Consider the following 25,096-nt stretch of genomic DNA (forward strand, 5'->3'; position numbering starts at 1 on the left):
GTGGGCATGCCGATCGAACACCAGACGCGTCCTGCGCGCCGGAGTGTCGACCGGGTGGTCCTGCCGTCCGTCGTCGTGTCCCTCTTCGTCGTGGTCATGATCGCGGCAGCGATCGAGGGGCGGCCGACGTTCCGCCCCGCCGCGCCGATTCCTGCGGGAACCGCCGAGCCGTTGCCCACTGCGGAGCCGGGTGGGACGGGGCTGCCCGAGCCGGTGGAGGTCGACTCCACCAGCGCTGTGGTCGTGCAGATTCTCACGATGATCCTGATGGTGCTGGTGGCGGGCGGGATCATCGCGCTCATGGTGGTCATCGTGAGAGCCGTGCTCCGAGCCTGGCGCGAGCGCCCGCTCCGGCGCCGCGACGCATCGCTCGTCGCATCCGAGGTCGACCAGCTCGCGTCGACGCCGTCGGCCGACATCGCGGTAGGGGTGATGCAACGAGGGATCGCAGGCGCGCTGCAGACGATCGATGAGCGTGTCACCGCATCGGATGCGATCATCGCGGCGTGGATAGGGCTCGAGGAGAGCGCCGCGGACGCGGGGGTCAGGCGGGCGGCGAGTGAGACTCCGGGGGAATTCGCGGTGCGGATCATCACTCTGCGCCCGGGTGTCGCCGACGAGGCTGCGGCACTGCTGCGCCTCTACGAGAGCGTCCGCTTCGGAACGCGGGTGGCCGATGAGGGTGATCGGGCCTCGGCCCGACAGGCCCTGCGGCGCATCGAAGGGGTGTGGCGATGAGTACGCGGAGAACACTCCTCGCGATCGGCGCGGCAGCCGTCGCAGCTCTCGCCCTCTTCGGCTTCGGCTTCGACTGGCCGTTCGTGATCGGGTGGAGCCTGCTGATCTGTGCGGTCGGGCTGCTCGGACAACTCGTGATGCCGCTCGAGCCGGGCTTCGACGCCCCGCGAATAGCGACGGAACCCGATCGCCGCCCGACCGAGATCTCCCGCATGGCGTGGGCCCTGAATACCCACACCGGGATCGCCGGCCAGCAGATCACGCGCCGCGTCACCGGGATCCTGCGCCATCGTCTGCTGCGCCAGGGAATCGATCCGGATGACTCTGAGGACAGGGCGCGTCTCAGCGCGGCGATCGGAGCCGAGCTCTGGGATCGGCTGACCGGGCCCGCCCCGACGATCATCGACATCGAACGGGCCCTGGATGCCGTCGATCGATTGAGCCCCACAAACCCCGGCGAGCTGTCGCTCGCGCCGCACGCCCCGGCCACCGGCCCGGGGCAGCCCTCGCTGTTCCGTCGATCAAGGAGATGACATGACGAGCCCCGCAGAGATCGCCGAGACCGGAGCCAGGATCCTCGACGCGGTGAGGACCGTCGTGGTGGGCATGGACGACCCCGTCGAGATAGCGCTCGCGACGATCCTCGCGGGAGGCCACGTGCTGTTCGAGGACGTGCCCGGACTGGGCAAGACCCTCGCCGCGCGCAGTCTCGCCTCCGCCCTGGGGCTGTCGTTCCGACGGTTGCAGTGCACCCCCGACATGCTCCCGGGCGACGTGACCGGATCGTACGTGTACGCACCGGACTCGGGAGACTTCGTCTTCCGGCCAGGGCCGATCTTCACCGGTCTGCTGCTCGCCGACGAGATCAACAGGACCACGCCGAAGACCCAGTCCGCGATGCTCGAGGCGATGGCGGAGCGACAGGTGACGGTCGAGGGCAACAGCTTCGCGTTGCCAGCGCCGTTCCATGTGATCGCGACGTCGAATCCGATCGAGTACGAAGGCACCTACGCGCTTCCCGAGGCGCAGCTCGACAGATTCATGGTGCGGCTCTCCGTCGGCTATCCCGAGGCGGAGGGCGAGGCGCGGATCCTCGAGAGGCGGGTGAGCAGACGACAGGAGGCGACCCACGTCGCCCCCGTGATCGACGCGGCTCAGCTCGTCGATCTGCAGGACGCGGTCGAGGCTATCCACGTCGATCAGGACATCGCCCGATACTGCGTCGAGATCACCCGCGCCACGCGGAACGCGCCGAACGTCGAGGTCGGAGCGTCGCCACGGGGGGCACTTGGCCTGCTGCTGCTCGGACGAGCACTGGCGGCGCTGGACGGCCGCGACTTCGTGCGCCCGGACGACATCAAGCGGATCGCGGTGCCGGTGCTGGCCCATCGGCTCACCCTCACCCCGCAGGCGTGGGCTCAGGGGGCCTCCGCGGGCGATGTGGTTCGTGCGGTCGTCGGTCAGGTGGCGGTGCCGCCGACCGTCGGGGCGATCGGATGACGGATGCTCGCGTCGCAGGGCGTCGCGGGCCGTCGCTGTCCGTGGCGATCGGCGGCGCCGTCCTCGTCGCCGTGGTCGGCCTCCTGTCGGCCCGTCCCGACGTCGTGGCCATGGGCCTGCCCCTCGCCGTCTGGAGCGTGTTCGCGATAGCGCGCGGCACCGCCGGAGGCGAGGTTGGCATCACGATCGAGGCGCTGCCGGGACCGGACGGCGAGCTGCTCACCTCGATCACCGTCGAGAGCGATGCGGAAGCCGTCGAGATGGCGATCGTGCAGTCGCAACGTCGCGTCAGACACGTGATCATGCCCGGTGGTGGTTCATCCGTGACTGCATGCAGCAGGGTCCTGCACTCCGGGCCGGCGATTCCCGTCCAAGTGGCGGCGAGAGGGTTCTCGTTCGAGGGAGCAGCGCTCTCGACGACGTCGGAGGTCGTCGCTGCCGGACGCCAGGTGGCGCCGCCCCGTCGCGCACTCGATGCTCTGCCGCTGCCTCGACGACTGATCGGGTCGCACGGCTCCCACGAGGGTCGCCGTCAGGGCCAGGGCGGTGACTTCAGGGACATCCATGCCTTCGCCCCCGGAGACGAGCTCCGCCGCGTGGACTGGCGGGCGACGGCGCGGATGGCCCGCAGGCCAGGGGATCTTCTGGTGCGTCGCACCAACACCCTCAGCGACTCCTCGGTCGTGATCGCGATGGACACCTCAGAGGACCTCGGCGAGGTGGTCTCGTCGTGGGGGAGCGGCGACTTCGAACGCAGCGGCGTGACATCGCTCGACCTCGCGAGGGAGGCCGCGCGAGCGATCGCGGACTCCGCCATCGGCGAGGGCGACCGCGTCGCGCTGCATGTGCTCGTGCACGGAGGGCGATCGCTGCGCGGCGGCAGCGGGTCGAGGCACCTCTCCCGCGTGGTGGCGGCCATCGCGTCGACCGGTCAGGCACGAGGCGATGCGACCTTCCGTCGGACGCCTCCTGTCCCGCATGGATCCGTCGTGTTCGTGCTGTCGACCTTCTTCGAGGGCGCGGCGGCACGGACGGCGCTGATGTGGAGGGCGAGTGGTCACCGGGTCGTGGCGGTCGACGTGCTCCCACCGCTCGACCGTACGCGTCTCACGCGCGCGCAGCTCATCGGGCTCCGTACCGTCCTCGCCGAGAGGGAGAACGTGTTCGCCGATCTGCACGGTGCAGGAGTCGACGTGGTCTCCTGGGCCGTTGATCCGTCATCGGCGCTGCTCGCGATATCGAGGGCGCGCCGATGAGGGCGAACGACTCGCTGCAGACCGGTCCGGCCGTCTCCTGGCTCGTCGTGCGAGGCGCGCTGGTGGTCGTCGTCGCGATCGGCTCCGCCCTGCTGTGTCCGCTGATCGGGTGGCAGATCGCCGCGATCGTGCTCGCGGTCGTCGCCGCGGCTGTTCCGCAGACGTTCGCGGCGTGGGGGTCCGTCGGATGCTTCGTGGTCGGGATGCTGATCTCGGAGCCCGATCTGGGGCGCGCGATGCTCGCGGTGCTCGTCGTGCAGCTGATCCACGTGCTGACGTCGCTGTCTCTCGTGATCCCTGCGGGTTCCCGCGTGGTGATCGCCGCCCTCCGGCCCAGTGCGCTGCGGCTGCTCGCCGTCCAGGCAATGGCCCAGCCGGCGACCGTCGCGATCATGCTCCTCGTCGCGGCCTCCGCGCAGGGATCGCCGCCGACCGTGGCGTGGGCCGTCGTCGCAGGAGCGGCAGCCGTCGTCACGCTCGCCGTCACCCTCCTCGTGCGCGCGAATCGTCGCGCATCGTGAGGGCGTTCGCCTTGTCTGTGAGCCCTCACGGAGCCAATGTCGGTAGCCCCTCGTAGACTTGATCAGTGCCTATCGTCCCGGTTGCAACCCCAGGAAAACTCAGTGTGCGCGGTGCCCGCGTCCACAATCTCAAGAACGTCGACATCGACATCCCACGCGACTCGCTCGTCGTGTTCACCGGCCTGTCCGGATCGGGAAAGTCCAGTCTCGCGTTCGACACGATCTTCGCCGAAGGGCAGCGTCGCTACGTCGAGTCGCTGAGCGCCTACGCGCGCCAGTTCCTCGGCCAGGTCGACCGACCGGACGTCGACTTCATCGAGGGGCTCAGCCCCGCGGTGTCGATCGACCAGAAGTCGACCAACCGCAACCCGCGGTCGACGGTCGGAACGATCACCGAGATCTACGACTACATGCGCCTGCTCTGGGCGCGCATCGGCATCCCGCACTGCCCCGAGTGCGGTGAGCGGATCCAGCGACAGACCGTGCAGCAGATCGCCGACCAGCTCATGGAGCTGCCCGAGCGCACGCGCTACCAGATCGTCGCGCCCATCGTCTCCCAGAAGAAGGGCGAGTTCGTCGATCTGTTCCGCGAACTGGGCGCCAAGGGATACTCCCGTGCGATCGTCGACGGCGACCTGATCCAGCTCGCCGAGCCCCCGACGCTCAAGAAGAGCTACAAGCACGACATCGCGGTGGTCGTCGACCGTCTGGTCGCGGCTGATGACATCCTCGGTCGTGTCACCGACTCGGTCGAGACCGCACTGGGACTCGCCGGCGGAGTCGTGCAGGTGAACTTCGTCGATGAAGAGGGTGACGACGCCTGGCAGTCGTTCTCCGAGAAGCTCGCCTGCCCGAACGGGCATGCTCTGTCCCTCACCGAGATCGAGCCACGCACCTTCTCGTTCAACGCGCCGTTCGGCGCCTGTCCCGCCTGCTCGGGTCTCGGCACGCGCATGTCCGTGGACATCGACCTCATGCTCGGCGATGAGGAGCTCTCCATCCGCGAGGGTGCCATCGTGCCCTGGACCACCCAGGGCAAGGGGCTCTTCCAGTACTACGAGCGACTGCTGGAGGGGCTGGCCGACGACCTCAAATTCTCGCTCGACACTCCGTGGCAGGACCTCAGGGTCGACGTGCAGGATGCGATCCTTCGGGGCGACAACTACAAGGTCACGGTCAAGTTCAAGAATCGGTACGGACGCGAGATGCGCTACGCATCCGGCTTCGAGGGCGTGGTGCCCTACATCGAGCGTCAGTACGCGCAGGCCGAGTCCGACACGCAGCGCTCGCGGTGGGGCGAGTACCTCCGCGAGGTCCCGTGCCCTGTGTGCGACGGCAACCGGCTCAAGCCCGAGGTGCTCGCGGTGCAGGTGCACGGCCACTCGATCGCCGAGGTGTCCCACCTGAGCCTCGCCGACGCGCGCTCGTTCATGGAGACGCTCACTCTCACCGATCGCGAGGCGAAGATCGCGGCCCAGGTGCTGCGCGAGATCCGTCTGCGGCTCGACTTCCTGCTGCAGGTCGGGCTCTCGTATCTCAACCTCAGCCGCTCAGCCGGATCGCTCTCGGGCGGCGAAGCACAGCGCATCCGCCTCGCCACGCAGATCGGCTCTGGTCTCACCGGTGTGCTCTATGTGCTCGACGAGCCTTCGATCGGTCTGCACCAGCGCGACAACCGCCGGCTGATCGACACTCTTCTGAAGCTCCGCGATCTCGGCAACACGCTGATCGTCGTCGAGCATGACGAAGAGACCATCGAATCGGCCGACTGGGTCGTCGACATCGGGCCGGGCGCGGGGGTGAACGGTGGCGAGGTCGTGCATTCCGGCTCGTACTCCGCACTCCTGAACGAGCCGAATTCGATGACGGGACAGTACCTCTCCGGTCGTCGCGAGATCCCCACCCCTGCCAAGCGCCGCAAGCTCGACAAGAAGCGGATGCTCAGCGTCGTCGGAGCCCGCGAGAACAATCTGAAGAACGTCAGCGTGAACTTCCCGCTGGGTGTGCTGACGGCGGTCACCGGAGTGTCCGGCTCGGGCAAGTCGTCGCTGGTCAACGACATCCTATACCAGGTGCTCGCCTCGCGGCTCAACGGGGCCCGCACGGTTCCCGGAAAGCACACCCGCGTCTCGGGACTCGACAATCTCGACAAGGTCGTGCACGTCGATCAGGCGCCGATCGGCCGCACGCCGCGCTCGAACCCGGCCACCTACACCGGCGTCTTCGACCGCATCCGCTCGCTCTTCAGCGAGACGCCGGAGGCCAAGGTCCGCGGTTACCAGCCGGGACGCTTCAGCTTCAACGTCAAGGGCGGTCGCTGCGAGGCATGCTCGGGCGACGGCACGATCAAGATCGAGATGAACTTCCTCCCGGACGTGTACGTCGACTGCGAGGTCTGCCACGGCAAGCGCTACAACCGCGACACGCTGTCGGTGCACTACAAGGGCAAGAACATCGCCGAGGTCCTCGAGATGCCGATCGCCGAGGCGGCGGAGTTCTTCGAGCCCATCCAGGCGATCCACCGCTACATGAAGACGCTCGTCGACGTGGGCCTCGGCTACGTGCGTCTCGGTCAGTCGGCTACCACCTTGTCCGGCGGCGAGGCGCAGCGCGTCAAGCTCGCCACCGAGCTTCAGCGCCGCAGCAACGGCCGCAGCATCTACGTGCTCGACGAGCCGACCACGGGGTTGCACTTCGAAGACGTGCGCAAGCTCCTCGAGGTGCTGAACGGACTCGTCGACAAGGGCAACACGGTGATCGTCATCGAGCACAACCTCGATGTGATCAAGTCCGCCGACTGGGTGATCGACCTCGGACCGGAGGGTGGGTCCGGTGGTGGTGAGATCCTGGCGACGGGAACCCCCGAGCAGATCGCGCGAGTCGAGGACAGCCACACGGGCCAGTTCCTCGCCGAGATCCTGGGTGAGGGGCGCTCCGCGCGGAAGGCCAGCTGATGGCCGACGTCCTGCCGTACAAGCCGCGGGTTGGTGAGGTCCCCACCAACCCCGGCGTGTACCGATTCCGCGACGCCGATGGACGCGTGCTCTACGTCGGCAAGGCGAAGAACCTGCGTCAACGTCTGTCGAACTATTTCGCGCCGTTGCGCACTCTCCACGAACGCACCAGACGCATGGTCACCACGGCGTCTTCCGTCGAATGGACCGTCGTCTCGACCGACGTGGACTCGTTGCAGCTCGAGTACATGTGGATCAAGGAGTTCGATCCGCCCTTCAACGTCCGGTACAAGGACGACAAGTCCTACCCGTTCATGGCCGTGACCCTGGGCGATGAGTCGCCGCGAGTGATCGTCACCCGCAACCAAAAGATCCCGGGTGCACGCTACTTCGGTCCCTACCCGAAGGTCTGGGCGGTTCACGAGACGATCGACCTGATGGTGAAGGCGTTCCCCATCCGCACCTGCAGCGACTCCAGCTACAAGCGCGCGATGCAGACGGGGAGACCGTGCTTCCCCGGACAGATCGGCAAGTGCGGCGGACCGTGTTCGATGACGGTCACCATCGAGGAGCATCGTGCCATGGTCGACGACTTCGTCGCGTTCATGGCCGGCGGCGACGAGCGCTTCACCCGAGAGCTGACGAAGCGGATGCTGGCTGCCTCCGCCGCGATGGACTACGAAGCCGCCGCCAGATTCCGTGACAAGCTCACCGCGATCGAGGCGGTGCTCGGCAAGAGCGCGCTGGTGCTCGCGACCGATGAGGACGCCGACCTGTTCGGAATCGCCGAAGACGAGCTCGCTGCCGCCGTGCAGCATTTCGTGATCCGCGGCGGACGCGTGCGGGGCGTCCGCGCGATGACGATCGAGAAGGAGATCGACATCTCGACGGCCGACCTGGTCGACCAGGTGCTGCAGCGCGCGTACGGCGACGCCCAGGATGTGCCGCGCCGCATCATCGTGCCGACGCTGCCCGACGACGCAGCCGAGCTCGAGGTGTGGCTCCGTGAGCGGCGAGGCAGGAAGGTAGAGATCGCCGTCGCTCAGCGCGGCCAGCGCGCCGATCTCATGCGCACCGCGACACTCAACGCGCAGCAGTCGTTGATCCGCTACAAGACCCGTCGTACGAGCGACTACATCGCGCGCACGCAGGCCCTGACCGACCTGCAGGAGGCGCTCGGGATGTCGGAGGCGCCACTGCGCATCGAGTGCTTCGACATCTCGCATCTCGGCGGCACCAACGTGGTCGCGTCGATGGTGGTCTTCGAAGACGGGTTGCCGCGAAAAGACCAGTACCGTTCGTTCAACATCGCCGAGACCACCGATGACACCGACTCGATGTATCAGGTGCTGCGTCGTCGTCTGGCGTACCTCGATCGCCCCGAGGAGGTCGAAGAGCTCGCAGCGGCCGTGGCGGTTCCCGGAGAGTCGGGAGACGACCTCGAGGAGGTCGTCGTCGAGGTCAAGCGCAAGCCCCGCTTCGCCTACCCACCGCAGCTGCTGTTGGTCGACGGCGGGCAGCCGCAGGTCGAGGCGGCCGCGCGCGCCCTCCGAGATGCGGGTCACACCGAGATCGCGGTGTGCGGCATCGCGAAGAGGCTCGAGGAGATCTGGCTCCCCGGCGATGACTTCCCGGTGATCCTGCCGCGCACCAGCGAGTCGCTCTATCTGCTTCAGCGCCTGAGAGACGAAGCGCACCGATTCGCGATCACGCACCAGCGCAAGCGGCGCCGGAACGACATCACGTCGATCCTCGCCGAGGTGCCGGGGCTCGGTGCGTCGCGCATCAAGGTCCTTCTCAAGCACTTCGGTTCCGTCACCGCGCTCCGCTCAGCTCCTCCTGAGGCGATCCAAGAGGTGCAGGGGATCGGACCCGTGCTCGCTCAGAACATCCATACGCATCTCTCCACTCGCTAGGCTGGGACGAGCGGGGGAGAAGGAGTAACCATGACTGACGGGGACAAAGGCGAGTTCCTCATCGTCACGGGCATGTCGGGCGCGGGGCGCACGACGGTCGCCAACGCACTCGAGGACCTCGGCTGGTACGTCGTCGACAACCTGCCGCCGCAGATCCTGCGTCCGCTTCTCGACCTCACGGACATGGGCGGCGATGCCCTGCCGAAGGTCGCAGCGGTGGTCGATGTGCGAGGTCGCAATCTCTTCGACGACTTCCCCGGCGTGGCGAGGGCGCTGAGATCACGCGGATCCGTGCGCGTGCTGTTCCTGGATGCGTCGGACGATGTGCTCGTTCGGCGGTTCGAGTCGGTGCGCAGGCCGCATCCGCTCCAGGGCGACGGCACGTTGCTCGACGGCATCCGGATCGAGCGCCTCCGACTCGCGCCGATCCGCGAGTCGGCCGACCTCGTGGTCGACACCTCCGCGCTCAACATCCACCAGCTCGCCACCCAGGTGTCGGACCTCTTCTCCGAGGAGGGCGCGGCGCGGCATCGGGTGACGCTCATGAGCTTCGGGTTCAAGTACGGATTGCCGACGGATGTCGACCTCGTCGCCGACATGCGTTTCCTCCCGAACCCGTTCTGGAACGAAGAACTGCGCGGACTCACCGGCAAAGACGAGCCGGTCAGAGACTACGTGCTGTCCCGTGAAGGCGCCGCAGAGTTCCTCGACGCCTATACCGCCGCGCTCGCCCCGGTCCTCGAGGGGTATCAGCGCGAGAACAAGAGCCACTCGACGATCGCGATCGGCTGTACCGGCGGCAAGCACCGCTCCGTCGCCATGGTGGAAGAGCTTGCTCGTCGCCTCGCGTCCGTGCCGGGAGTGGCGGTCAACGTGCGTCATCGGGACCTCGGCAGGGAATAGCAGGAGCCTCCGTCAGAGTAGGCTGGAGGTTTGCGCCGCGATCCGGCGCGTGAGCGTAGAGGAGTGTCGTGGCACTAACCACCGACGTCAAAGCTGAGCTGGTCAGCATCCGTAATGCACCCCCGACGGTGCGTGTCGCGGAGGTCACCTCTATCCTCCGGTTCGCCGGCGGACTGCACTCCATCGCCGGGCGGGTCGCCGTCGAGGCGGAGGTGGATGCCGAGATCCTCGCGCAGCGTGTCGCGCGCGATCTCGCGGAGATCTACGGTGTTCGGCCCGAGATCGCCCAGGTGCAGTCGAGCACCGCGAACGACGGAGCGCGGTGGGCAGTCAGGGTGATCGCGTCAGGGGAGACCCTTGCGCGTCAGACGGGTCTGCTCGATCAGCGTCGTCGCCCGGTTCGAGGACTGCCCAACCGTCTCACCACCGGCTCGCGCGCCGAGGTGGCCGGTCTGTGGCGCGGAGCGTTCCTTGCGGCGGGCACATTGAGCGAGCCGGGCCGCTCGGCCATGCTCGAGGTCGCCTGCCCCTCGTCCGAGGCCGCCATGGCGCTCGTCGGTGCTGCTCACCGCCTCGGAGTGGCCGCGAAGGCGCGCGAGGTGCGCGGCATGCCCCGCGTCGTGGTCCGCGAGGGCGAGGCCATCCGCACGATCCTCAGCGAGATGGGCGCGCAGAAGACCGCTGTGGCCTGGGAAGAGATGCGCCAGCGCCGCGAGGTGCGCGCGGGTGTGAACCGTCTCGTGAACTTCGATGACGCCAATCTGCGTCGTTCTGCGCAGGCCGCGGTCGCCGCCTGCGCCCGGGTGGAGCGCGCTCTCGAGATCCTCGCCGACGAGGTGCCCGACCACCTCAAGGTCGCCGGCGAGCTGCGCCTCGCTCACCGGGATGCGAGCCTCGACGAGCTGGGTCACCATGCGGACCCGCCGATGACGAAGGATGCCGTCGCCGGCCGCATCCGCCGCCTTCTGGCCATGGCAGACAAGCGCGCCCAGCAGGAGGGCATCCCCGGAACCGAGGCCGCCGTGCCCGCAGGGCTCGACGTCTGACCACCACCGGATTCTCCTGAGCGAGGCGGCCCCGATCAGGGGCCGCCTCGCTTCGTCATACGGAGGAAGGATCCAGGACAGTCATGCGTTGTCGTCACTAGGATGAGTTACGTCCGCTCTTCGCCGCACATCGGCGGCGCAGAGGATCGGCAAGCGCCGCGGCGCGGCGCGGATTGGATGAAAGCGACATGGCGACTTATACGCTCCCCGACCTTCCCTACGACTTCGCAGCCCTCGAGCCGCACATCAGCGGCAAGATCATGGAGCTGCACCATGACAAGCACCACGCGACCTACGTCGCGGGCGCCAACACCGCGCTCGAGCAGCTCGCTGAGGCGCGCGACAGCGGCAACCTCGCGAACGTGAACAAGCTCGAGAAGGACCTCGCGTTCAACCTCGGCGGTCACGTCAACCACTCCATCTTCTGGACCAACCTCTCGCCGACCGGTGGCGGACAGCCCGAGGGCGAGCTCAAGGCGGCCATCGACGAGTTCTTCGGCTCGTTCGAGAAGTTCCAGGCGCACTTCACCGCCAACGCACTGGGAATCCAGGGCTCCGGCTGGTCTGTGCTCAGCTGGGACTCGATCGGCCAGCGTCTGATCATCCAGCAGCTGTTCGACCAGCAGTCGAACACCGCGGCCGGCACCGTGCCGCTGTTCCAGCTCGACATGTGGGAGCACGCCTTCTACCTCGACTACCTCAACGTCAAGGCCGACTACGTCAAGGCCGCGTGGAACATCGCCAACTGGGAGAACGTCGCGCAGCGCTTCGAGGTCGCCCGCGAGAAGACGAACGGCCTGCTGGTACTGTCGTAATCGGGTCGCGTCCCGACGGGCCAAGTCTCGTCGGGACGCCATCTCAGCCAAAAACCCCCGCGCATCGCGTAAGCACTTTTGCTGCGCACAGCGCACGAGAAACAGGGAGACCTGAGTGTCTGTCAAGATCGGTATCAACGGCTTCGGCCGCATCGGACGCAACTACTTCCGCGCGGCTCTCGCGCAGGGAGCGGACATCGAGATCGTCGCGGTCAACGACCTCACCGACAACAAGACCCTTGCCCACCTTCTGAAGTACGACTCTGTCGGCGGCGTTCTCGACGCTGACATCAGCTACGACGACGAGAGCATCACGGTCAACGGCAAGACGATCAAGGCGTTCGCCGAGCGCGACCCCGCAGGCCTCCCGTGGGGCGAGCTGGGTGTCGACATCGTCATCGAGTCGACCGGATTCTTCACCAAGGCCGAGCTCGCCAAGAAGCACATCGAGGCCGGCGCCAAGAAGGTGCTCATCTCGGCTCCCGGCACGGGTGTCGACGGCACGTTCGTGATGGGCGTGAACGAGGACACGTACAACCCGGAGACGGATCACATCATCTCCAACGCCTCCTGCACGACCAACTGCCTCGCGCCGCTGGCCCAGGTCTTCAACGACGCGTTCGGCATCGACCGCGGCTTCATGATGACCGCTCACGCCTACACCGCAGACCAGAACCTGCAGGACGGCCCGCACAGCGACCTGCGTCGTGCTCGCGCCGCGGCGATCAACATCACGCCGGCCTCGACGGGCGCCGCCAAGGCGATCGGCGAGGTTCTGCCCGAGCTTCAGGGCAAGCTGAGCGGCTCGTCGTACCGCGTTCCGGTTCCCACCGGATCGATCGTCGACCTGACGCTGATCACGGACCGCGAGAACCTCACGGTCGAAGAGGTCAACGAGGCCTACAAGAAGGCAGCTGCCGACGGTCGCCTCGCCGGCTTCCTGCAGTACAACGAAGACCAGATCGTCTCGAGCGACATCGTGCACAACCCGCACTCGTCGATCTTCGACGCCACGCTGACCAACGTCAGCGGCAACCTGGTCAAGGTCTCCAGCTGGTACGACAACGAGTGGGGCTACTCCAACCGTCTCGTCGACCTGACCGAGTACGTGGCCGAGCGTCTCTGAGACACCTCCCATGACTCTGCGCACCCTGGATTCACTGGGTTCGCTCGAGGGCAAGCGCGTCATCGTCCGTTGTGATCTCAATGTCCCCCTCCGGGACGGGATCATCACGGACGATGGCCGTGTCCGCGCCTCGTTGCCTACCCTCAACGCACTGATCAACGCGGGCGCCCGCGTCGTCGTGTGCTCGCACCTCGGACGCCCCGACGGTGCGCCCGACCCGCAGTACAGCCTCGCGCCGGTCGCCCAGCGACTGTCCGAGCTGCTCGGCAAGCCGGTCGCGTTCGCACGCGACACCGTCGGCGAGTCGGCGCAGGAGGCCGTGGCCTCGCTCGAGGATGGCGGCATCGTCGTCATCGAGAACCTGCGGTTCAACCCGGGGGAGACCTCGAAGGACGACGCAGAGCGCGGCGCCTTCGCGGCTCAGCTCGCTGAACTCGGAGACGTGCTCGTCTCCGACGGATTCGGCGTCGTGCACCGCAAGCAGGCGAGCGTCTACGACCTCGCCGAACTGCTGCCTTCGGCTGCCGGTCTGCTCATCGCAGCCGAGCTCGACGTGCTCGACCGTCTCACCGAGAACCCGGAGCGCCCGTACGCGGTCGTGCTCGGCGGCTCGAAGGTGAGCGACAAGCTCGGAGTCATCTCGCACCTGCTGCCCCGCGTGGATCGCATCCTCGTCGGCGGCGGGATGCTGTTCACCTTCCTGAAGGCGCAGGGCCACGCCGTGGCATCCAGCCTCCTCGAGGAAGACCAGCTCGAGACGGTCCGTGGCTACATCGCCGAGGCGGAGAAGCGCGGTGTCGAGCTGGTGCTTCCGACCGACGTCGTGGTCGCATCCTCGTTCTCGGCAGACGCCGAGCACGAGGTGACGGCCGCGGACGCCATCGAGAGCACTGCTTTCGGCTCCTCGGGCATCGGTCTGGACATCGGGCCGGAGACCGCCGCACGATTCGCGGAGGTCATCCGCGAGTCGAAGACGGTGTTCTGGAACGGTCCGATGGGCGTGTTCGAGTTCCCCGCGTTCGCGGGTGGCACGAAGACGGTCGCGCAGGCGCTCACCGAGGTCGACGGTCTCAGCGTCGTCGGCGGCGGCGACTCGGCTGCGGCCGTGCGTCAGCTCGGCTTCACCGACGACCAGTTCGGTCACATCTCGACCGGCGGCGGCGCCAGCCTCGAGTTCCTCGAGGGCAAGAAACTACCCGGCCTGGAGGTGCTCGGATGGGCGTGAACACTCGTACCCCGCTGATCGCGGGAAACTGGAAGATGAACCTCGACCACCTGCAGGCGGTCGCGTTCGTGCAGAAGCTGCACTGGACCCTCAAGGACGCCAAGCATGAGGACGGATCGGTCGAGGTCGCGGTATTCCCGCCCTTCACCGACATCCGCAGCGTGCAGACGCTGATCGACGCGGACAAGATCCCGTTCGCGCTGGGCGCGCAGGACATCTCGGCTCACGACTCCGGTGCGTACACCGGCGAGGTGTCCGGTGCGTTCCTGGCGAAGCTCGACGCGAAGTACGTCATCATCGGCCACTCCGAGCGCCGTGAGTACCACGCGGAGTCGGATGACGTCGTGGCGGCCAAGACGAAGGCAGCGCTCAAGCACGGCCTCTCGCCGGTCATCTGCGTCGGCGAGACCGCTGAAGACCTCGAGAAGTTCGGCGCCAGTGCGGTTCCGGCCGGGCAGCTCGAAGCCGCTCTGCAGGGGCTCTCGAAGGATGCCGACATCGTGGTGGCGTACGAGCCGGTCTGGGCCATCGGCTCCGGACAGGCGGCGACGCCTCAGCAGGCGCAGGATGTCTGCGCCGCGCTGCGCAAGGTGATCGCCAAGGTCCTCGGTGACGACGCTGCGGCGCGCACCCGGATCCTGTACGGCGGATCGGTCAAGGCGGCCAACATCGCCAGCTTCATGCGTGAGCCCGACGTCGACGGCGCACTGGTCGGAGGCGCGAGCCTCGTGGTCGACGAGTTCGCTGCGATCATCCGCTTCGAGAAGCACGTCGGCGTGTGAGTGTGTGGCGGGGCTTCGGCCCCGCCGCACCGTATACTTGACCGTTACCGGGGCAATCCTGCCCCAGCGAAAGGCTCTTCCTCGTGGAAATTCTCGAGTTCGTCCTGCAGGTGGTGCTGGGCATAACCAGCGTCCTGCTGACTCTCCTCATCCTCCTCCACAAGGGTCGCGGTGGCGGCCTCTCCGACATGTTCGGTGGCGGCATGACGTCGGCCGTCGGCTCGTCGGGTCTCGCTGAGCGCAATCTCAACCGCTTCACGGTCGTCCTCGCACTCGCGTGGTTCGTGGCGATCGTGGCGCTCGGTCTCATCACGAAGTTCGAGGTGATCTGATGGCTACCGGCGGCAATGCGATCCGAGGGACCCGAGTCGGTTCCGGCCCCATGGGCGAGCAGGACCACGGCTACCACGCCGACCGCATCGCGGTCTCGTACTGGGACGGCCTCGGCAACGAGACGGTCCGCTACTTCGCCGCGGGGCTCCCTGAAGAGGAGATCCCCGAGACGATCGACCACCCTCAGTCCGGTCTTCCTGCCGGCCGCGACAAGGCGAACCCGCCCGCGCTCGCGAAGCCGGAGCCTTACAAGACCCACCTCGCCTATGTGAAGGAGCGTCGCACCGACGCAGAAGCGGTCCAGCTTCTCGAGGACGCGCTCACCCAGCTTCGTGAGCGTCGGGGCCAGTGACTTCGATCTGATCTCTCATGGGAGGAGCCGCCGCGATTCGATCGCGGCGGCTCCTCTCGTCTGCGACGCGAGTGCTCAGCGGCATCCGTACGCGGCGTCGATGTAGGACTGGGGCGGATAGCCGTAGGCCCAGACCCCGTTGGCGTCGTCGCTGAAGCCCATGCTGATCGCCCAGGCGGTCGCCCATTTCTCGATGCTGTCCTGCGTCGACGAGTCGTACATATCCTCGCATTTGACGCTGATCGCGTGGCCGACCTCATGGGCGACGAGAGCCTTGCTCCGGTCGGCCGGCCATTGCTCTGCGACCGAGTCGGAGAGCTCGATGGCCGCCCGGTCGGGGTCATCCCACCACCACGTGGTGAGGCCGCCCATGCTTCCGTTGTAGCCCGCGTTGTTGACGATCTGGTTCCAGTCGAACTCGAGCAGCACGCCGGGGGCGAGCGAGCGCGCGAACGCCTCGATCTCCGTTCGCGCGCTCTGCAGAGGTCCTGTCTTCTCGGCGAGCTCGGCCTGTTCGGTCGTCACGACCTGCGCCGCCGCGTCCTGCAGCGACACGAGCGCCTCGACGGCCGATTCGTCGAGGATCGTCGTGTCGGACGCACTCGACGCCGCTTCCCGCAGTGCGATCACCGCATCGTTCTTGGCCGAGAGATGCGCAGACTCGAACGCGGGGGCGGCCTCGGCCGCAGAACGGAGCAGAGCGACGCCCGCCTCGGTCACGGCGGTGCCGGCGGCACTCGTCGCAGGCGTAGCCGCGTCGAGGTCGGCGGCCAGTTCGTCGAGATCGCGTGTCTGCGCAGCCAGTTCGGCGGATGCGGCGAACAGCTCCCAGAAGGCGCCGGGTTTCGCGTCTGCGGCGGGCAGATCCCGGTCGAGAAGGCGCTCGGCGGGCGTCATGGCGCTGCGGGCGTCGGCCGTAGCGGCAGACAGCACCTCTCGCGCAGCTGGAGCGACGAGCACACCGGAGTCGGTCTGCACCAGAAGGTCGGCGATGCCGAGCGTGGAAGTGAGCGAGTCGAGCTCCTGTCGTAGGGTCTCGCCGGTGTTCGCGGTCGTGGTGCGGCTGGCATCGAAGCCGGTGCGCGCCTCGTCATAACCGAGATTCGCGGTGATCTGCAGCAGGCCGACCGTCGCCGCGGCGACCGTCACCGCGACAACGCCCACCGTGAGCCAGGGGCGTCGTCTCCGGGTCCTCGATGTCGCGTCGACCGGGCTCGCGAAGCGCAGGGGGAGCGCGTGGCCTCCACCGGCGGAGGAAGCCACGTCGACGGGTGCGGTCATGCGGTGGGGACCTCCGTGGGGAACCGACGTATCACGACTCTAATGAGTGCGCCGCCTCTCGTGAGAGCTTCCGGAGAAGAACGAAAGGCCCCCGCATCGCGGGGGCCTTTCTCATGAGGGGCTGACGAGAATCGAACTCGCATCATCTGTTTGGAAGACAGAGGCTTTACCACTAAGCTACAGCCCCGATATCGGGTGGAAACCTTGCGGTCTGTACCGACTCATCGATCATAGCGGACTGACGCGGGTGCTCGTGTCCGTTAGACTCGGTGGGGCTGAATCTGCAAGCGGATTCCCCGGGGCGTAGCTCAGCTTGGTAGAGCGCCCGCTTTGGGAGCGGGAGGTCGCAGGTTCAACTCCTGTCGCCCCGACATGGCTTCAACGGCCTGACAGCCGCGATTCAGCGCGGAAATCACAAGGAGAGCACACCAGAATGGCGAACAGCACCGTCGAGAAGCTGACCCCGACCCGGGTCAAGCTCAGCATCACGGTCACCCCCGACGACCTCAAGCCCAGCATCGCGCACGCCTACGAGCACATCGCTCAGGACGTGCAGATCCCCGGCTTCCGCAAGGGCAAGGTCCCCGCTCCGATCATCGACCAGCGCATCGGGCGCGGTGCGGTCATCGAGCACGCGGTCAACGAGGGCCTCGACAAGTTCTTCCGCGACGCGACCGTCGAGCACAAGCTCCGCGTCGTCGGGCGTCCAGCTGCCGACATCACGCAGTGGCCGAACGAGAAGGACTTCTCGGGCGACCTGCTCGTCGACATCGAGGTGGACGTCCGTCCCGAGATCGAGCTGCCGTCGTACGACGGCATCACGGTCACCGTCGACGCCGTGGAAGCTGACGAGGCGGCGCTCGACGCCGAGCTCGAGAACCTGCGCGCCCGCTTCGGCACGCTCGTTCCCGTCGACCGCCCCGCAGCGAAGGGCGACTTCGTCGAGCTCGACCTCGTCGCCACGATCGACGGCGCCGAGATCGACCGCGCAGAGGGCGTCTCCTACGAGGTCGGTTCGGGCGAGCTGCTCGAGGGCATCGACGACGCCATCGAGTCGCTCACCGCAGGCGAGGACACGACGTTCCGCTCCGCACTCGTGGGCGGCGACCACGCCGGCTCCGAGGCCGAGGTCGCCGTGACCGTCAAGGCCGTCAAGGAGCGCGAGCTTCCCGAGGCCGACGACGACTTCGCGCAGATCGCCAGCGAGTTCGACACGATCGCCGAGCTCCGCGCGAGCCTCGCCGAGCGTGTCTCGCAGCAGGGCGTGTTCGCTCAGGGTTCCGCAGCGCGCGACAAGCTCGTCGAGGCGCTGCTCGAGCAGATCGACATCCCGGTGCCGCCGAAGCTCATCGAGGACGAGGTGCACAACCACCTCGAGGGTGAGAACCGCCTCGAAGACGACGTGCACCGCGCCGAGGTGACCGAGGCCAGCGAGAAGCAGTTCCGCACGCAGGTGCTGCTCGACACGATCGCCGAGCAGGCTGACGTGCAGGTCTCGCAGGAGGAGCTCTCGCAGTACCTCATCCAGTCCGCATCGCAGTACGGCATGGCTCCGCAGGAGTTCGTCGAGGCTCTGCAGTCCTCCAACCAGCTTCCCGCGCTCGTGGGCGAGGTCGCCCGCAACAAGGCCCTCGCCATCGCGCTCGGCAAGGTGAAGGTCGTCGACACCAACGGCAAGCCGGTCGACCTGTCCGACTTCGTCGTGACCGACGACGAGGCTGAGGCTGAGGCCGAGGCAGCTGCCGATGAGAAGCCGGCCAAGAAGGCTCCGGCGAAGAAGGCCCCTGCGAAGAAGGCCGACGACGCCGAGGCGGCTGAGAAGCCCGCTGCGAAGAAGCCTGCTGCGAAGAAGGCCCCTGCGAAGAAGGCCGACGACGCCGAGGCGGCTGAGAAGCCCGCCGCGAAGAAGCCCGCAGCGAAGAAGGCTCCGGCCAAGAAGGCTGCCGACAAGGCTGAGTGATCGAACACGATCTCGTGGAAAGGGGTGGATGCTGCGGCATCCGCCCCTTTCTCGTGAACGGAAGAGATGAGGAGCGAGGACATGACCAAGACCTGGGATGAGCGCATCGATGAGGTGTGGGCCGATGCGACAGGCGAGGAAGTCGGCGACGAGACGATCGCTCGAATCGACGCGCTGGCTGCCGAGCGTGGTACCGATGACGCACGCGCGGAGTTCGAGCGGGCCGGCGCGCGAGACTCGGCCGGACGCCCCGCCGAAGCGGTCGAGCTGTACCGGCGCGCGCTCGCGCTGGGACTCGACGACGAGCATCGCCCGCAATGCGTGATCCAGTTGGCGAGCTCGCTGCGCAATCTGGGCGAGTACGACGATGCCCTGAGGGTCATCCGCACAGAGGAGGAGCTGTCTGCGGACAGCCCCTACCGTGATGCCGTCGCCACCGTGCACGCGCTGATCCTGGCCAGCTCCGGACGCCCGGCGAGCGGTCTGTCCGTCGCGCTGCTCGCCTTGGTTCCGCACCTGCCGCGCTACCACCGTTCCATGACCGCCTACGCGCACGAGATCGCCGAACTCGACGCCTGATATGCCGACGGCGAACACGGCCTGAGCGCTGCGTTGTCGCCGGTAGATTCGAATCACTGAAACACGGAATCAGGAGCTGACATGGCTGCAGAACCCCTCCTCGCTACGAGCGTCTTCGACCGACTGTTGAAAGACCGCATCATCTGGCTGGGATCGGAGGTGCGCGACGACAATGCGAACGAGATCTGCGCGAAGATCCTCCTTCTCGCCGCAGAGGACTCCGAGAAGGACATCTACCTCTACATCAACTCGCCCGGTGGATCGATCACCGCGGGCATGGCGATCTACGACACGATGCAGTTCGTTCCGAACGACATCGTCACGGTCGGGATCGGCATGGCTGCATCGATGGGTCAGCTGCTGCTGACCGCAGGCACGAAGGGCAAGCGTTACATCACGCCCAACGCCCGGGTGCTGCTGCACCAGCCGCACGGTGGCTTCGGCGGCACGTCGAGCGACATCCAGACGCAGGCGCAGCTGATCACCTCGATGAAGAACCGCCTCGCCGAGATCACCGCGGCGCAGACCGGCAAGTCCGTCGAGCAGATCAACGAAGACGGTGACCGCGACCGCTGGTTCACCGCTGACGAGGCGCTGGAGTACGGCTTCGTCGACCACATCCGCGATTCGGCCACCGACGTCATCGGCGGCGGCGGAACCGACCAGGACATCAAGTAACGGAAAGCGAAAGGACTCTCATGTACGCACCCACCTTCCGCTCTGCCGGCGATCTGCCCTCCAGCCGCTATGTGCTCCCTCAGTTCGAGGAGCGCACGGCTTACGGCTTCAAGCGTCAGGATCCCTACAACAAGCTGTTCGAAGATCGCGTGATCTTCCTCGGTGTCCAGGTCGACGATGCGTCGGCCGATGACGTGATGGCCCAGCTTCTCGTTCTCGAGAGCCAGGACTCCGAGCGTGACATCACGATGTACATCAACTCGCCCGGTGGTTCGTTCACCGCGATGACGGCGATCTACGACACGATGCAGTACGTCGCACCCCAGATCCAGACAGTGGTGCTCGGTCAGGCGGCTTCGGCCGCGTCCGTCCTGCTCGCAGGCGGTCACCCCGGCAAGCGCCTCGCCCTGCCCAACGCCCGCGTGCTCATGCACCAGCCGGCGATGGGTGAGGCAGGACACGGCCAGGCATCCGACATCGAGATCCAGGCTGCCGAGATCCTCCGGATGCGCACCTGGCTCGAGGAGACGATGGCTCGCCACACCGGCAAGCCGGTCGAGCAGGTCAACCGCGACATCGACCGCGACAAGATCCTGTCCGCCGCTGAGGCGCTGGACTACGGCATCGTCGATCAGGTGCTCACCTCGCGCAAGCGCATGTAAGCATCTCGATGAGAGAAGGACGTCGACCCCTCGGGTCGGCGTCCTTTCGTCGTATCCGGCGAATGTGCGACGACCGCAGCCAGGAGTGCTCATAAGAGCAGACTGATGCGCGAACGGTGATGTCGACGTAAGCTGGTCGAAGGAAGGAGGATGCCATGGAAGAAGAACTGGTCATGGTCCGCGTCGCCGAGCTCTACTACGACGAGGACAAGACGCAGGACGAGATCGGCGCCCTCCTCAAGCTCTCCCGTTGGAAGGTGGGACGGCTTCTCACGCAGGCTCGAGAGCGCGGCATCGTTCGGATCGAGATCGTGCACCCGCGCGCGCGCAGACTCGGACTCGAGCGCCAGCTCGTCGAGCGCCACGGACTCGTTGCCGCGGTCGTCGTTCCGTCACCCGACGGTGACGACGGAACGCTCGAGCGCGTCGCTCAGGCGGCCGCCGACTATCTCACCGCGATGCGCCCTGTGCCTCGCACGCTCGGTGTCAGCTGGGGCCGCACGCTGCGTGCCGTGGCCGAATCGCTGCCCGACGGGTGGGCGACCGGCGTCACGGTGGTGCAGCTCAACGGGGGAGTGAGCCTGAATAGACGCTCTGGCGGAGCCGCAGGCCTCGCCGTCACGATCGCGCAGCGCGCATCCGGACACGTCTCCCTCCTGCCGAGCCCTGCCATCCTCGAACGTGTCGAGACGAAGCAGGCGATCGAAGCCGACCGCACCGTCGCGGCAGTGCTCGTCGAAGCAGCCGAGGCGCAGGCGTTCCTGTTCACAGCCGGCCCCTGCGACGCGAGCTCGGCCCATGTCGAGAACGGCTACCTCACGGCATCCGACGTCGAGGAGCTCGCCCGCCGCGGCGCCGTCGGCGATGTGCTCGGCCGCTACATCGACGCCGACGGCAACATCGTCGACCCGCAGCTCGATGCGCGAACCGTCGGTGTGGAACTCGGCCGACTGCGCGCAGCGAAGCGCTCGATCTTCGTCACCGCTGGTGACGCCAAGCATGACATCGCGCGCACGGTCGTGACCAGCGGCCTGTGCAGCGTTCTGGTGACAGATGAGACCACAGCACGAGCATTGTTGGAGGAACGATGACGACCCAAGAACTCAGCCGCAGGACGGCGGTGGACGTTCTCGGCGGTGAGCCGGACGACGCCACGCTCCGCCGGTTCCTGCACGGACTCCCCGGCGTCGACGCTGTCGGACTCGAGCAGCGCGCTGCCGGCCTCGGCACGCGTTCGATCAAGACGACGTCGAAGGCCTGGGCCCTCGACACGATCATCAAGCTGATCGACCTGACCACGCTCGAAGGCTCGGACACCCCGGGCAAGGTGCGGTCTCTGGTCGCCAAGGCCAAGAATCCGGATGCCGCTGATCCGTCGACCCCCAAGGTCGCCGCGGTCTGCGTCTACGGAGACATGGTCGGCGATGCCGTCGAGGCGCTCGGTGCCCTGCACGGAGACCCCGACGACGGTCTGATCTCGGTCGCGGCCGTCGCCACGGCCTTCCCGAGCGGCCGGTCGTCGCTGGCGATCAAGCTCGCCGATACGGCAGAAGCAGTCGCGGCAGGTGCCGACGAGATCGACATGGTCATCGACCGAGGAGCCTTCCTCTCCGGTCGATACGGGCTCGTCTACGACCAGATCGCGCAGGTGAAGGAAGCCTGCCGGCGAGCTGACGGCTCCTACGCCTCGCTCAAGGTGATCCTGGAGACCGGCGAGCTGAACACCTACGACAACATCAAGCGCGCGTCGTGGCTCGGCATCCTCGCGGGCGGAGACTTCATCAAGACCTCCACGGGCAAGGTGCAGCCGGCGGCGACGCTTCCGACCACGCTGCTCATGCTCGAGACGGTGCGCGATTGGCACCGCGGCACGGGTGAGCGCATCGGCGTGAAGCCCGCCGGCGGCATCCGCGCCTCGAAGGATGCGGTCAAGTACCTCGTCACGGTCGCCGAGACCGTGGGGGAGGAGTGGCTTCAGCCGCACCTGTTCCGCTTCGGCGCATCGAGCCTGTTGAACGACGTGCTTCTGCAGCGTCAGAAGCTCACCACCGGCCACTACTCCGGCCCCGACTACGTCACGATCGACTAGGAGCCCGCATATGTCATTCCTGGAATACGCTCCGGCCCCGGAGTCGAAGGCCGTGCTGAACCTCAAGGACAGCTACGGGCTGTTCATCGACGGCGAGTTCGTCGACGGTTCGGGTGCGAGCTTCACGACCATCTCACCTGCCGATGAGAGCCGCATCGCCGAGATCGCCACCGCGAACGACGCGGATATCGACCGTGCGGTCGCCGCCGCACGTCGCGCCTACGAGAAGACCTGGTCGAAGATGAGCGGTCGTGATCGGGGCAAGTACCTGTTCCGCATCGCGCGCCTCGTGCAGGAGCGTGCCCGCGAGCTCGCCGTAGCCGAGAGCCTCGACAACGGCAAGCCGATCAAGGAGAGCCGCGACGTCGACGTGCCTCTCGTCGCGTCCTGGTTCTTCTACTACGCGGGGTGGGCCGACAAGCTCGACTACGCCGGACTGGGCGCGAACCCGCGCGCGCTCGGCGTCGCCGGTCAGATCATCCCGTGGAACTTCCCGCTGCTGATGCTCGCGTGGAAGCTCGCTCCTGCTCTGGCGGCCGGCAACACGGTGGTGCTCAAGCCCGCGGAGACCACTCCGTTGACGGCGCTCATCTTCGCGGAGATCCTGCAGCAGGCGGATCTTCCGGCCGGTGTCGTCAACATCGTCACGGGTGCCGGCGCCACCGGTGCCACCCTCGTGCGTCACCCCGACGTCGACAAGGTCGCCTTCACGGGGTCGACCGGTGTCGGACGGGACATCGCCCGAGCTGTCGCAGGTACCGACAAGAAGGTCACGCTCGAGCTCGGGGGCAAGGCCGCCAACATCGTGTTCGACGACGCGCCGATCGATCAGGCCATCGAAGGCATCGTCAACGGCATCTTCTTCAACCAGGGGCACGTGTGCTGCGCCGGAAGCCGGCTGCTCGTGCAGGAGTCGATCCACGACGAGGTCATCGATCGGCTGAAGAGCCGCCTGTCGACGCTGCGTCTCGGCGACCCGCTCGACAAGAACACCGACATCGGCGCGATCAACTCGGCGGCGCAGCTCGCCCGAATCCGTGAGCTCAGCGACATCGGCGAGGCCGAGGGTGCAGAGCGCTGGACCGCGGACTGCGCGATCCCCGACAAGGGCTTCTGGTTCGCTCCGACGATTTTCACCGGCGTCGAAGCCTCGCATCGCATCGCTCGGGACGAGGTGTTCGGGCCCGTGCTCTCGGTGCTCACGTTCCGCACGCCGGCCGAGGCGATCGCGAAGGCGAACAACACGCCGTACGGTCTGTCGGCCGGCATCTGGTCGGACAAGGGCTCGCGCATCCTCGCGGTCGCCGACCGTCTGCGCGCGGGTGTCATCTGGGCGAACACGTTCAACCAATTCGATCCGTCGAGCCCGTTCGGCGGCTACAAGGAGTCCGGATACGGCCGCGAGGGCGGACGTCAGGGTCTCACCGCCTACCTGAAGGGGGCCTCCGCATGAGCAAGCGATTGACCGTTCCGAAGACCTACAAGCTGGCCATCGGCGGTGCGTTCCCTCGCAGCGAGTCCGGCCGCACCTACGAGGTGCTCTCTGCGAAGGGGGCGTTCCTCGCGAACGCCGCGCAGGGCTCGCGCAAGGACGCACGGGATGCCGTCGTCGCCGCACGTGCCGCAGTGAAGGGCTGGTCGGGCGCCACCGCGTACAACCGCGGGCAGGTGCTCTACCGGGTCGCCGAGGTGCTCGAAGGGCGCCGTGCGCAGTTCATCGACGAGATCGCCGCGCAGGAGGGGGTCTCGTCATCCACCGCCGCCGCGCAGGTCGACGAGGCGATCGATCAGTGGGTCTGGTATGCCGGGTGGTGCGACAAGTACGCGCAGGTCGCCGGCAACGCGAACCCGGTGTCGGGGCCGTACTTCAACATCTCCGTGCCCGAGCCGACCGGTGTCGTCGCGATCGTCGCGCCCCAGGACTCAGCACTGCTCGGTCTCATCTCGGTCGTGGCGCCTGCACTGGTGGCAGGCAACACGGTCGTCGTGATCGCGAGCGAGCGGTTCCCGCTGTCGGCCATCAGCCTCGCCGAGGTGCTCGCGACGAGCGATGTGCCCGGCGGTGTCGTCAACGTGCTCACCGGCTCGCCCGCCGAGATGGCGCCCTGGCTCGCCTCGCACCAGGATGTCAACGCGCTCGACCTGGCCGGTGCCGGCGATCTCGAGTGGATCGACATGCAGATCGCTGCCGCAGAGACGCTCAAGCGAGTGCTTGCACCGGGAGCGGTCACCGCATCGCCCGAGCGCATCGGAGCCTTCACGGAGATCAAGACCGTCTGGCACACCAAGAGCATGGTCTGACACGCATCAGGAGTACGACGCCCGTCATCTGCGACAGCAGGTGGCGGGCTTCGCTCTATGCGCGGCGATGCGGACTCGA

At 67.1% G+C, this 25,096-nt stretch carries 24 protein-coding genes and 2 tRNA genes; 24 read left to right on the plus strand and 2 right to left on the minus strand.

What is annotated here, in order from left to right:
- Positions 1-6: 6 nt before the first annotated feature.
- The 15 genes from ACIP5T_RS00680 (at position 7) to ACIP5T_RS00750 (ending at position 15,467) form a co-directional block, all read left to right on the plus strand.
- The gene (locus tag ACIP5T_RS00680) at positions 7-738 is read left to right on the plus strand and encodes a DUF4129 domain-containing protein (protein WP_400859778.1); all 732 of its coding nucleotides are present in this window, start codon (positions 7-9) and stop codon (positions 736-738) included.
- Entirely contained in the window at positions 735-1,271 is a 537-nt protein-coding gene (locus tag ACIP5T_RS00685; protein WP_400859780.1) for a hypothetical protein, read from the plus strand. Before ACIP5T_RS00680 ends, ACIP5T_RS00685 begins: the two co-directional genes overlap by 4 nt.
- A 1-nt stretch (position 1,272) precedes the next feature.
- Positions 1,273-2,238, plus strand: a complete 966-nt coding sequence (locus ACIP5T_RS00690) for an AAA family ATPase (RefSeq protein ID WP_400859782.1) — start codon at positions 1,273-1,275, stop codon at positions 2,236-2,238.
- Positions 2,235-3,494, plus strand: coding sequence for a DUF58 domain-containing protein (locus tag ACIP5T_RS00695; protein ID WP_400859784.1), 1,260 nt, complete (start codon positions 2,235-2,237; stop codon positions 3,492-3,494). The genes ACIP5T_RS00690 and ACIP5T_RS00695 overlap by 4 nt, the downstream gene beginning before the upstream one ends.
- On the plus strand, positions 3,491-4,015 hold the full coding sequence (locus ACIP5T_RS00700; RefSeq protein ID WP_400859786.1) for a hypothetical protein: 525 nt from the start codon (positions 3,491-3,493) through the stop codon (positions 4,013-4,015). Before ACIP5T_RS00695 ends, ACIP5T_RS00700 begins: the two co-directional genes overlap by 4 nt.
- A 65-nt stretch (positions 4,016-4,080) precedes the next feature.
- Positions 4,081-6,969, plus strand: coding sequence for an excinuclease ABC subunit UvrA (gene uvrA / locus ACIP5T_RS00705; protein WP_400859787.1), 2,889 nt, complete (start codon positions 4,081-4,083; stop codon positions 6,967-6,969).
- Entirely contained in the window at positions 6,969-8,885 is a 1,917-nt protein-coding gene (gene uvrC, locus ACIP5T_RS00710; RefSeq protein ID WP_400859789.1) for an excinuclease ABC subunit UvrC, read from the plus strand. Before uvrA ends, uvrC begins: the two co-directional genes overlap by 1 nt.
- A 30-nt stretch (positions 8,886-8,915) precedes the next feature.
- Positions 8,916-9,788 carry an RNase adapter RapZ gene (gene rapZ / locus ACIP5T_RS00715; protein ID WP_400859790.1) on the plus strand — a complete coding sequence of 291 codons (873 nt, stop codon included), beginning with the start codon at positions 8,916-8,918 and terminating at the stop codon, positions 9,786-9,788.
- Between the two features lie 68 nt (positions 9,789-9,856).
- Positions 9,857-10,834: a DNA-binding protein WhiA gene (gene whiA / locus ACIP5T_RS00720; protein ID WP_042540784.1), complete on the plus strand. Its 978-nt coding sequence runs from the start codon at positions 9,857-9,859 to the stop codon at positions 10,832-10,834.
- Positions 10,835-11,022: 188 nt separating this feature from the next.
- Positions 11,023-11,649: a superoxide dismutase gene (locus ACIP5T_RS00725; protein WP_311259274.1), complete on the plus strand. Its 627-nt coding sequence runs from the start codon at positions 11,023-11,025 to the stop codon at positions 11,647-11,649.
- Positions 11,650-11,764: 115 nt separating this feature from the next.
- On the plus strand, positions 11,765-12,775 hold the full coding sequence (gap, locus tag ACIP5T_RS00730) for a type I glyceraldehyde-3-phosphate dehydrogenase (protein ID WP_400784896.1): 1,011 nt from the start codon (positions 11,765-11,767) through the stop codon (positions 12,773-12,775).
- Positions 12,776-12,785: 10 nt separating this feature from the next.
- A complete protein-coding gene (locus tag ACIP5T_RS00735; protein WP_400859792.1) occupies positions 12,786-14,000 on the plus strand; it encodes a phosphoglycerate kinase in 1,215 nt (404 codons plus the stop codon).
- A complete protein-coding gene (gene tpiA, locus ACIP5T_RS00740; RefSeq protein WP_363569894.1) occupies positions 13,991-14,782 on the plus strand; it encodes a triose-phosphate isomerase in 792 nt (263 codons plus the stop codon). Before ACIP5T_RS00735 ends, tpiA begins: the two co-directional genes overlap by 10 nt.
- 83 nt (positions 14,783-14,865) lie before the next feature.
- On the plus strand, positions 14,866-15,114 hold the full coding sequence (gene secG / locus ACIP5T_RS00745; protein WP_042540779.1) for a preprotein translocase subunit SecG: 249 nt from the start codon (positions 14,866-14,868) through the stop codon (positions 15,112-15,114).
- Complete coding sequence (locus ACIP5T_RS00750) at positions 15,114-15,467, plus strand: RNA polymerase-binding protein RbpA (protein WP_042540778.1); 354 nt, start codon at positions 15,114-15,116, stop codon at positions 15,465-15,467. The genes secG and ACIP5T_RS00750 overlap by 1 nt, the downstream gene beginning before the upstream one ends.
- A 75-nt stretch (positions 15,468-15,542) precedes the next feature.
- Here the strand turns inward: ACIP5T_RS00750 and ACIP5T_RS00755 are convergent, their stop codons facing one another.
- Together ACIP5T_RS00755 and ACIP5T_RS00760 are read right to left on the minus strand one after the other, a co-directional pair.
- Complete coding sequence (locus ACIP5T_RS00755; protein WP_400859794.1) at positions 15,543-16,748, minus strand: hypothetical protein; 1,206 nt, start codon at positions 16,746-16,748, stop codon at positions 15,543-15,545.
- Between the two features lie 116 nt (positions 16,749-16,864).
- Positions 16,865-16,935 (minus strand) — tRNA-Gly (locus ACIP5T_RS00760).
- Between the two features lie 110 nt (positions 16,936-17,045).
- Here ACIP5T_RS00760 and ACIP5T_RS00765 point away from each other — a divergent pair.
- The 9 genes from ACIP5T_RS00765 (at position 17,046) to ACIP5T_RS00805 (ending at position 25,017) form a co-directional block, all read left to right on the plus strand.
- Positions 17,046-17,119: transfer RNA gene (locus ACIP5T_RS00765), tRNA-Pro, on the plus strand.
- Between the two features lie 62 nt (positions 17,120-17,181).
- On the plus strand, positions 17,182-18,708 hold the full coding sequence (gene tig / locus ACIP5T_RS00770; RefSeq protein ID WP_400859795.1) for a trigger factor: 1,527 nt from the start codon (positions 17,182-17,184) through the stop codon (positions 18,706-18,708).
- Between the two features lie 81 nt (positions 18,709-18,789).
- On the plus strand, positions 18,790-19,287 hold the full coding sequence (locus ACIP5T_RS00775; RefSeq protein ID WP_400859797.1) for a tetratricopeptide repeat protein: 498 nt from the start codon (positions 18,790-18,792) through the stop codon (positions 19,285-19,287).
- Positions 19,288-19,368: 81 nt separating this feature from the next.
- A complete protein-coding gene (locus tag ACIP5T_RS00780; protein ID WP_053096644.1) occupies positions 19,369-19,965 on the plus strand; it encodes an ATP-dependent Clp protease proteolytic subunit in 597 nt (198 codons plus the stop codon).
- A 20-nt stretch (positions 19,966-19,985) separates the two neighbouring features.
- Entirely contained in the window at positions 19,986-20,627 is a 642-nt protein-coding gene (locus ACIP5T_RS00785) for an ATP-dependent Clp protease proteolytic subunit (RefSeq protein WP_215172909.1), read from the plus strand.
- A 155-nt stretch (positions 20,628-20,782) separates the two neighbouring features.
- The gene (locus tag ACIP5T_RS00790; protein WP_400859800.1) at positions 20,783-21,718 is read left to right on the plus strand and encodes a sugar-binding transcriptional regulator; all 936 of its coding nucleotides are present in this window, start codon (positions 20,783-20,785) and stop codon (positions 21,716-21,718) included.
- Positions 21,715-22,716 carry a deoxyribose-phosphate aldolase gene (deoC, locus tag ACIP5T_RS00795; protein WP_079113056.1) on the plus strand — a complete coding sequence of 334 codons (1,002 nt, stop codon included), beginning with the start codon at positions 21,715-21,717 and terminating at the stop codon, positions 22,714-22,716. The genes ACIP5T_RS00790 and deoC overlap by 4 nt, the downstream gene beginning before the upstream one ends.
- A gap of 10 nt (positions 22,717-22,726) precedes the next feature.
- Complete coding sequence (locus tag ACIP5T_RS00800; RefSeq protein WP_400859802.1) at positions 22,727-24,169, plus strand: aldehyde dehydrogenase family protein; 1,443 nt, start codon at positions 22,727-22,729, stop codon at positions 24,167-24,169.
- A complete protein-coding gene (locus ACIP5T_RS00805; protein WP_400859805.1) occupies positions 24,166-25,017 on the plus strand; it encodes an aldehyde dehydrogenase family protein in 852 nt (283 codons plus the stop codon). The genes ACIP5T_RS00800 and ACIP5T_RS00805 overlap by 4 nt, the downstream gene beginning before the upstream one ends.
- The last annotated feature ends 79 nt before the right edge of the window (positions 25,018-25,096 follow it).

The organism is Microbacterium sp. NPDC088619, assembly GCF_044752825.1.
In the GTDB taxonomy this organism is placed as follows: domain Bacteria; phylum Actinomycetota; class Actinomycetes; order Actinomycetales; family Microbacteriaceae; genus Microbacterium.

Coding starts and splice junctions, on each gene's coding strand:
- ACIP5T_RS00780 (WP_053096644.1), top strand. CDS start 19,369: ATGGCTGCAGAACCCCTCCTCGCTACGAGCGTCTTCGACCGACTGTTG.
- tig (WP_400859795.1), top strand. CDS start 17,182: ATGGCGAACAGCACCGTCGAGAAGCTGACCCCGACCCGGGTCAAGCTC.
- ACIP5T_RS00785 (WP_215172909.1), top strand. CDS start 19,986: ATGTACGCACCCACCTTCCGCTCTGCCGGCGATCTGCCCTCCAGCCGC.
- ACIP5T_RS00805 (WP_400859805.1), top strand. CDS start 24,166: ATGAGCAAGCGATTGACCGTTCCGAAGACCTACAAGCTGGCCATCGGC.
- ACIP5T_RS00735 (WP_400859792.1), top strand. CDS start 12,786: ATGACTCTGCGCACCCTGGATTCACTGGGTTCGCTCGAGGGCAAGCGC.
- ACIP5T_RS00775 (WP_400859797.1), top strand. CDS start 18,790: ATGACCAAGACCTGGGATGAGCGCATCGATGAGGTGTGGGCCGATGCG.
- ACIP5T_RS00700 (WP_400859786.1), top strand. CDS start 3,491: ATGAGGGCGAACGACTCGCTGCAGACCGGTCCGGCCGTCTCCTGGCTC.
- ACIP5T_RS00725 (WP_311259274.1), top strand. CDS start 11,023: ATGGCGACTTATACGCTCCCCGACCTTCCCTACGACTTCGCAGCCCTC.
- ACIP5T_RS00690 (WP_400859782.1), top strand. CDS start 1,273: ATGACGAGCCCCGCAGAGATCGCCGAGACCGGAGCCAGGATCCTCGAC.
- uvrC (WP_400859789.1), top strand. CDS start 6,969: ATGGCCGACGTCCTGCCGTACAAGCCGCGGGTTGGTGAGGTCCCCACC.
- tpiA (WP_363569894.1), top strand. CDS start 13,991: ATGGGCGTGAACACTCGTACCCCGCTGATCGCGGGAAACTGGAAGATG.
- rapZ (WP_400859790.1), top strand. CDS start 8,916: ATGACTGACGGGGACAAAGGCGAGTTCCTCATCGTCACGGGCATGTCG.
- ACIP5T_RS00800 (WP_400859802.1), top strand. CDS start 22,727: ATGTCATTCCTGGAATACGCTCCGGCCCCGGAGTCGAAGGCCGTGCTG.
- ACIP5T_RS00685 (WP_400859780.1), top strand. CDS start 735: ATGAGTACGCGGAGAACACTCCTCGCGATCGGCGCGGCAGCCGTCGCA.
- deoC (WP_079113056.1), top strand. CDS start 21,715: ATGACGACCCAAGAACTCAGCCGCAGGACGGCGGTGGACGTTCTCGGC.
- ACIP5T_RS00680 (WP_400859778.1), top strand. CDS start 7: ATGCCGATCGAACACCAGACGCGTCCTGCGCGCCGGAGTGTCGACCGG.
- ACIP5T_RS00790 (WP_400859800.1), top strand. CDS start 20,783: ATGGAAGAAGAACTGGTCATGGTCCGCGTCGCCGAGCTCTACTACGAC.
- ACIP5T_RS00750 (WP_042540778.1), top strand. CDS start 15,114: ATGGCTACCGGCGGCAATGCGATCCGAGGGACCCGAGTCGGTTCCGGC.
- ACIP5T_RS00755 (WP_400859794.1), bottom strand. CDS start 16,748: ATGACCGCACCCGTCGACGTGGCTTCCTCCGCCGGTGGAGGCCACGCG.
- ACIP5T_RS00695 (WP_400859784.1), top strand. CDS start 2,235: ATGACGGATGCTCGCGTCGCAGGGCGTCGCGGGCCGTCGCTGTCCGTG.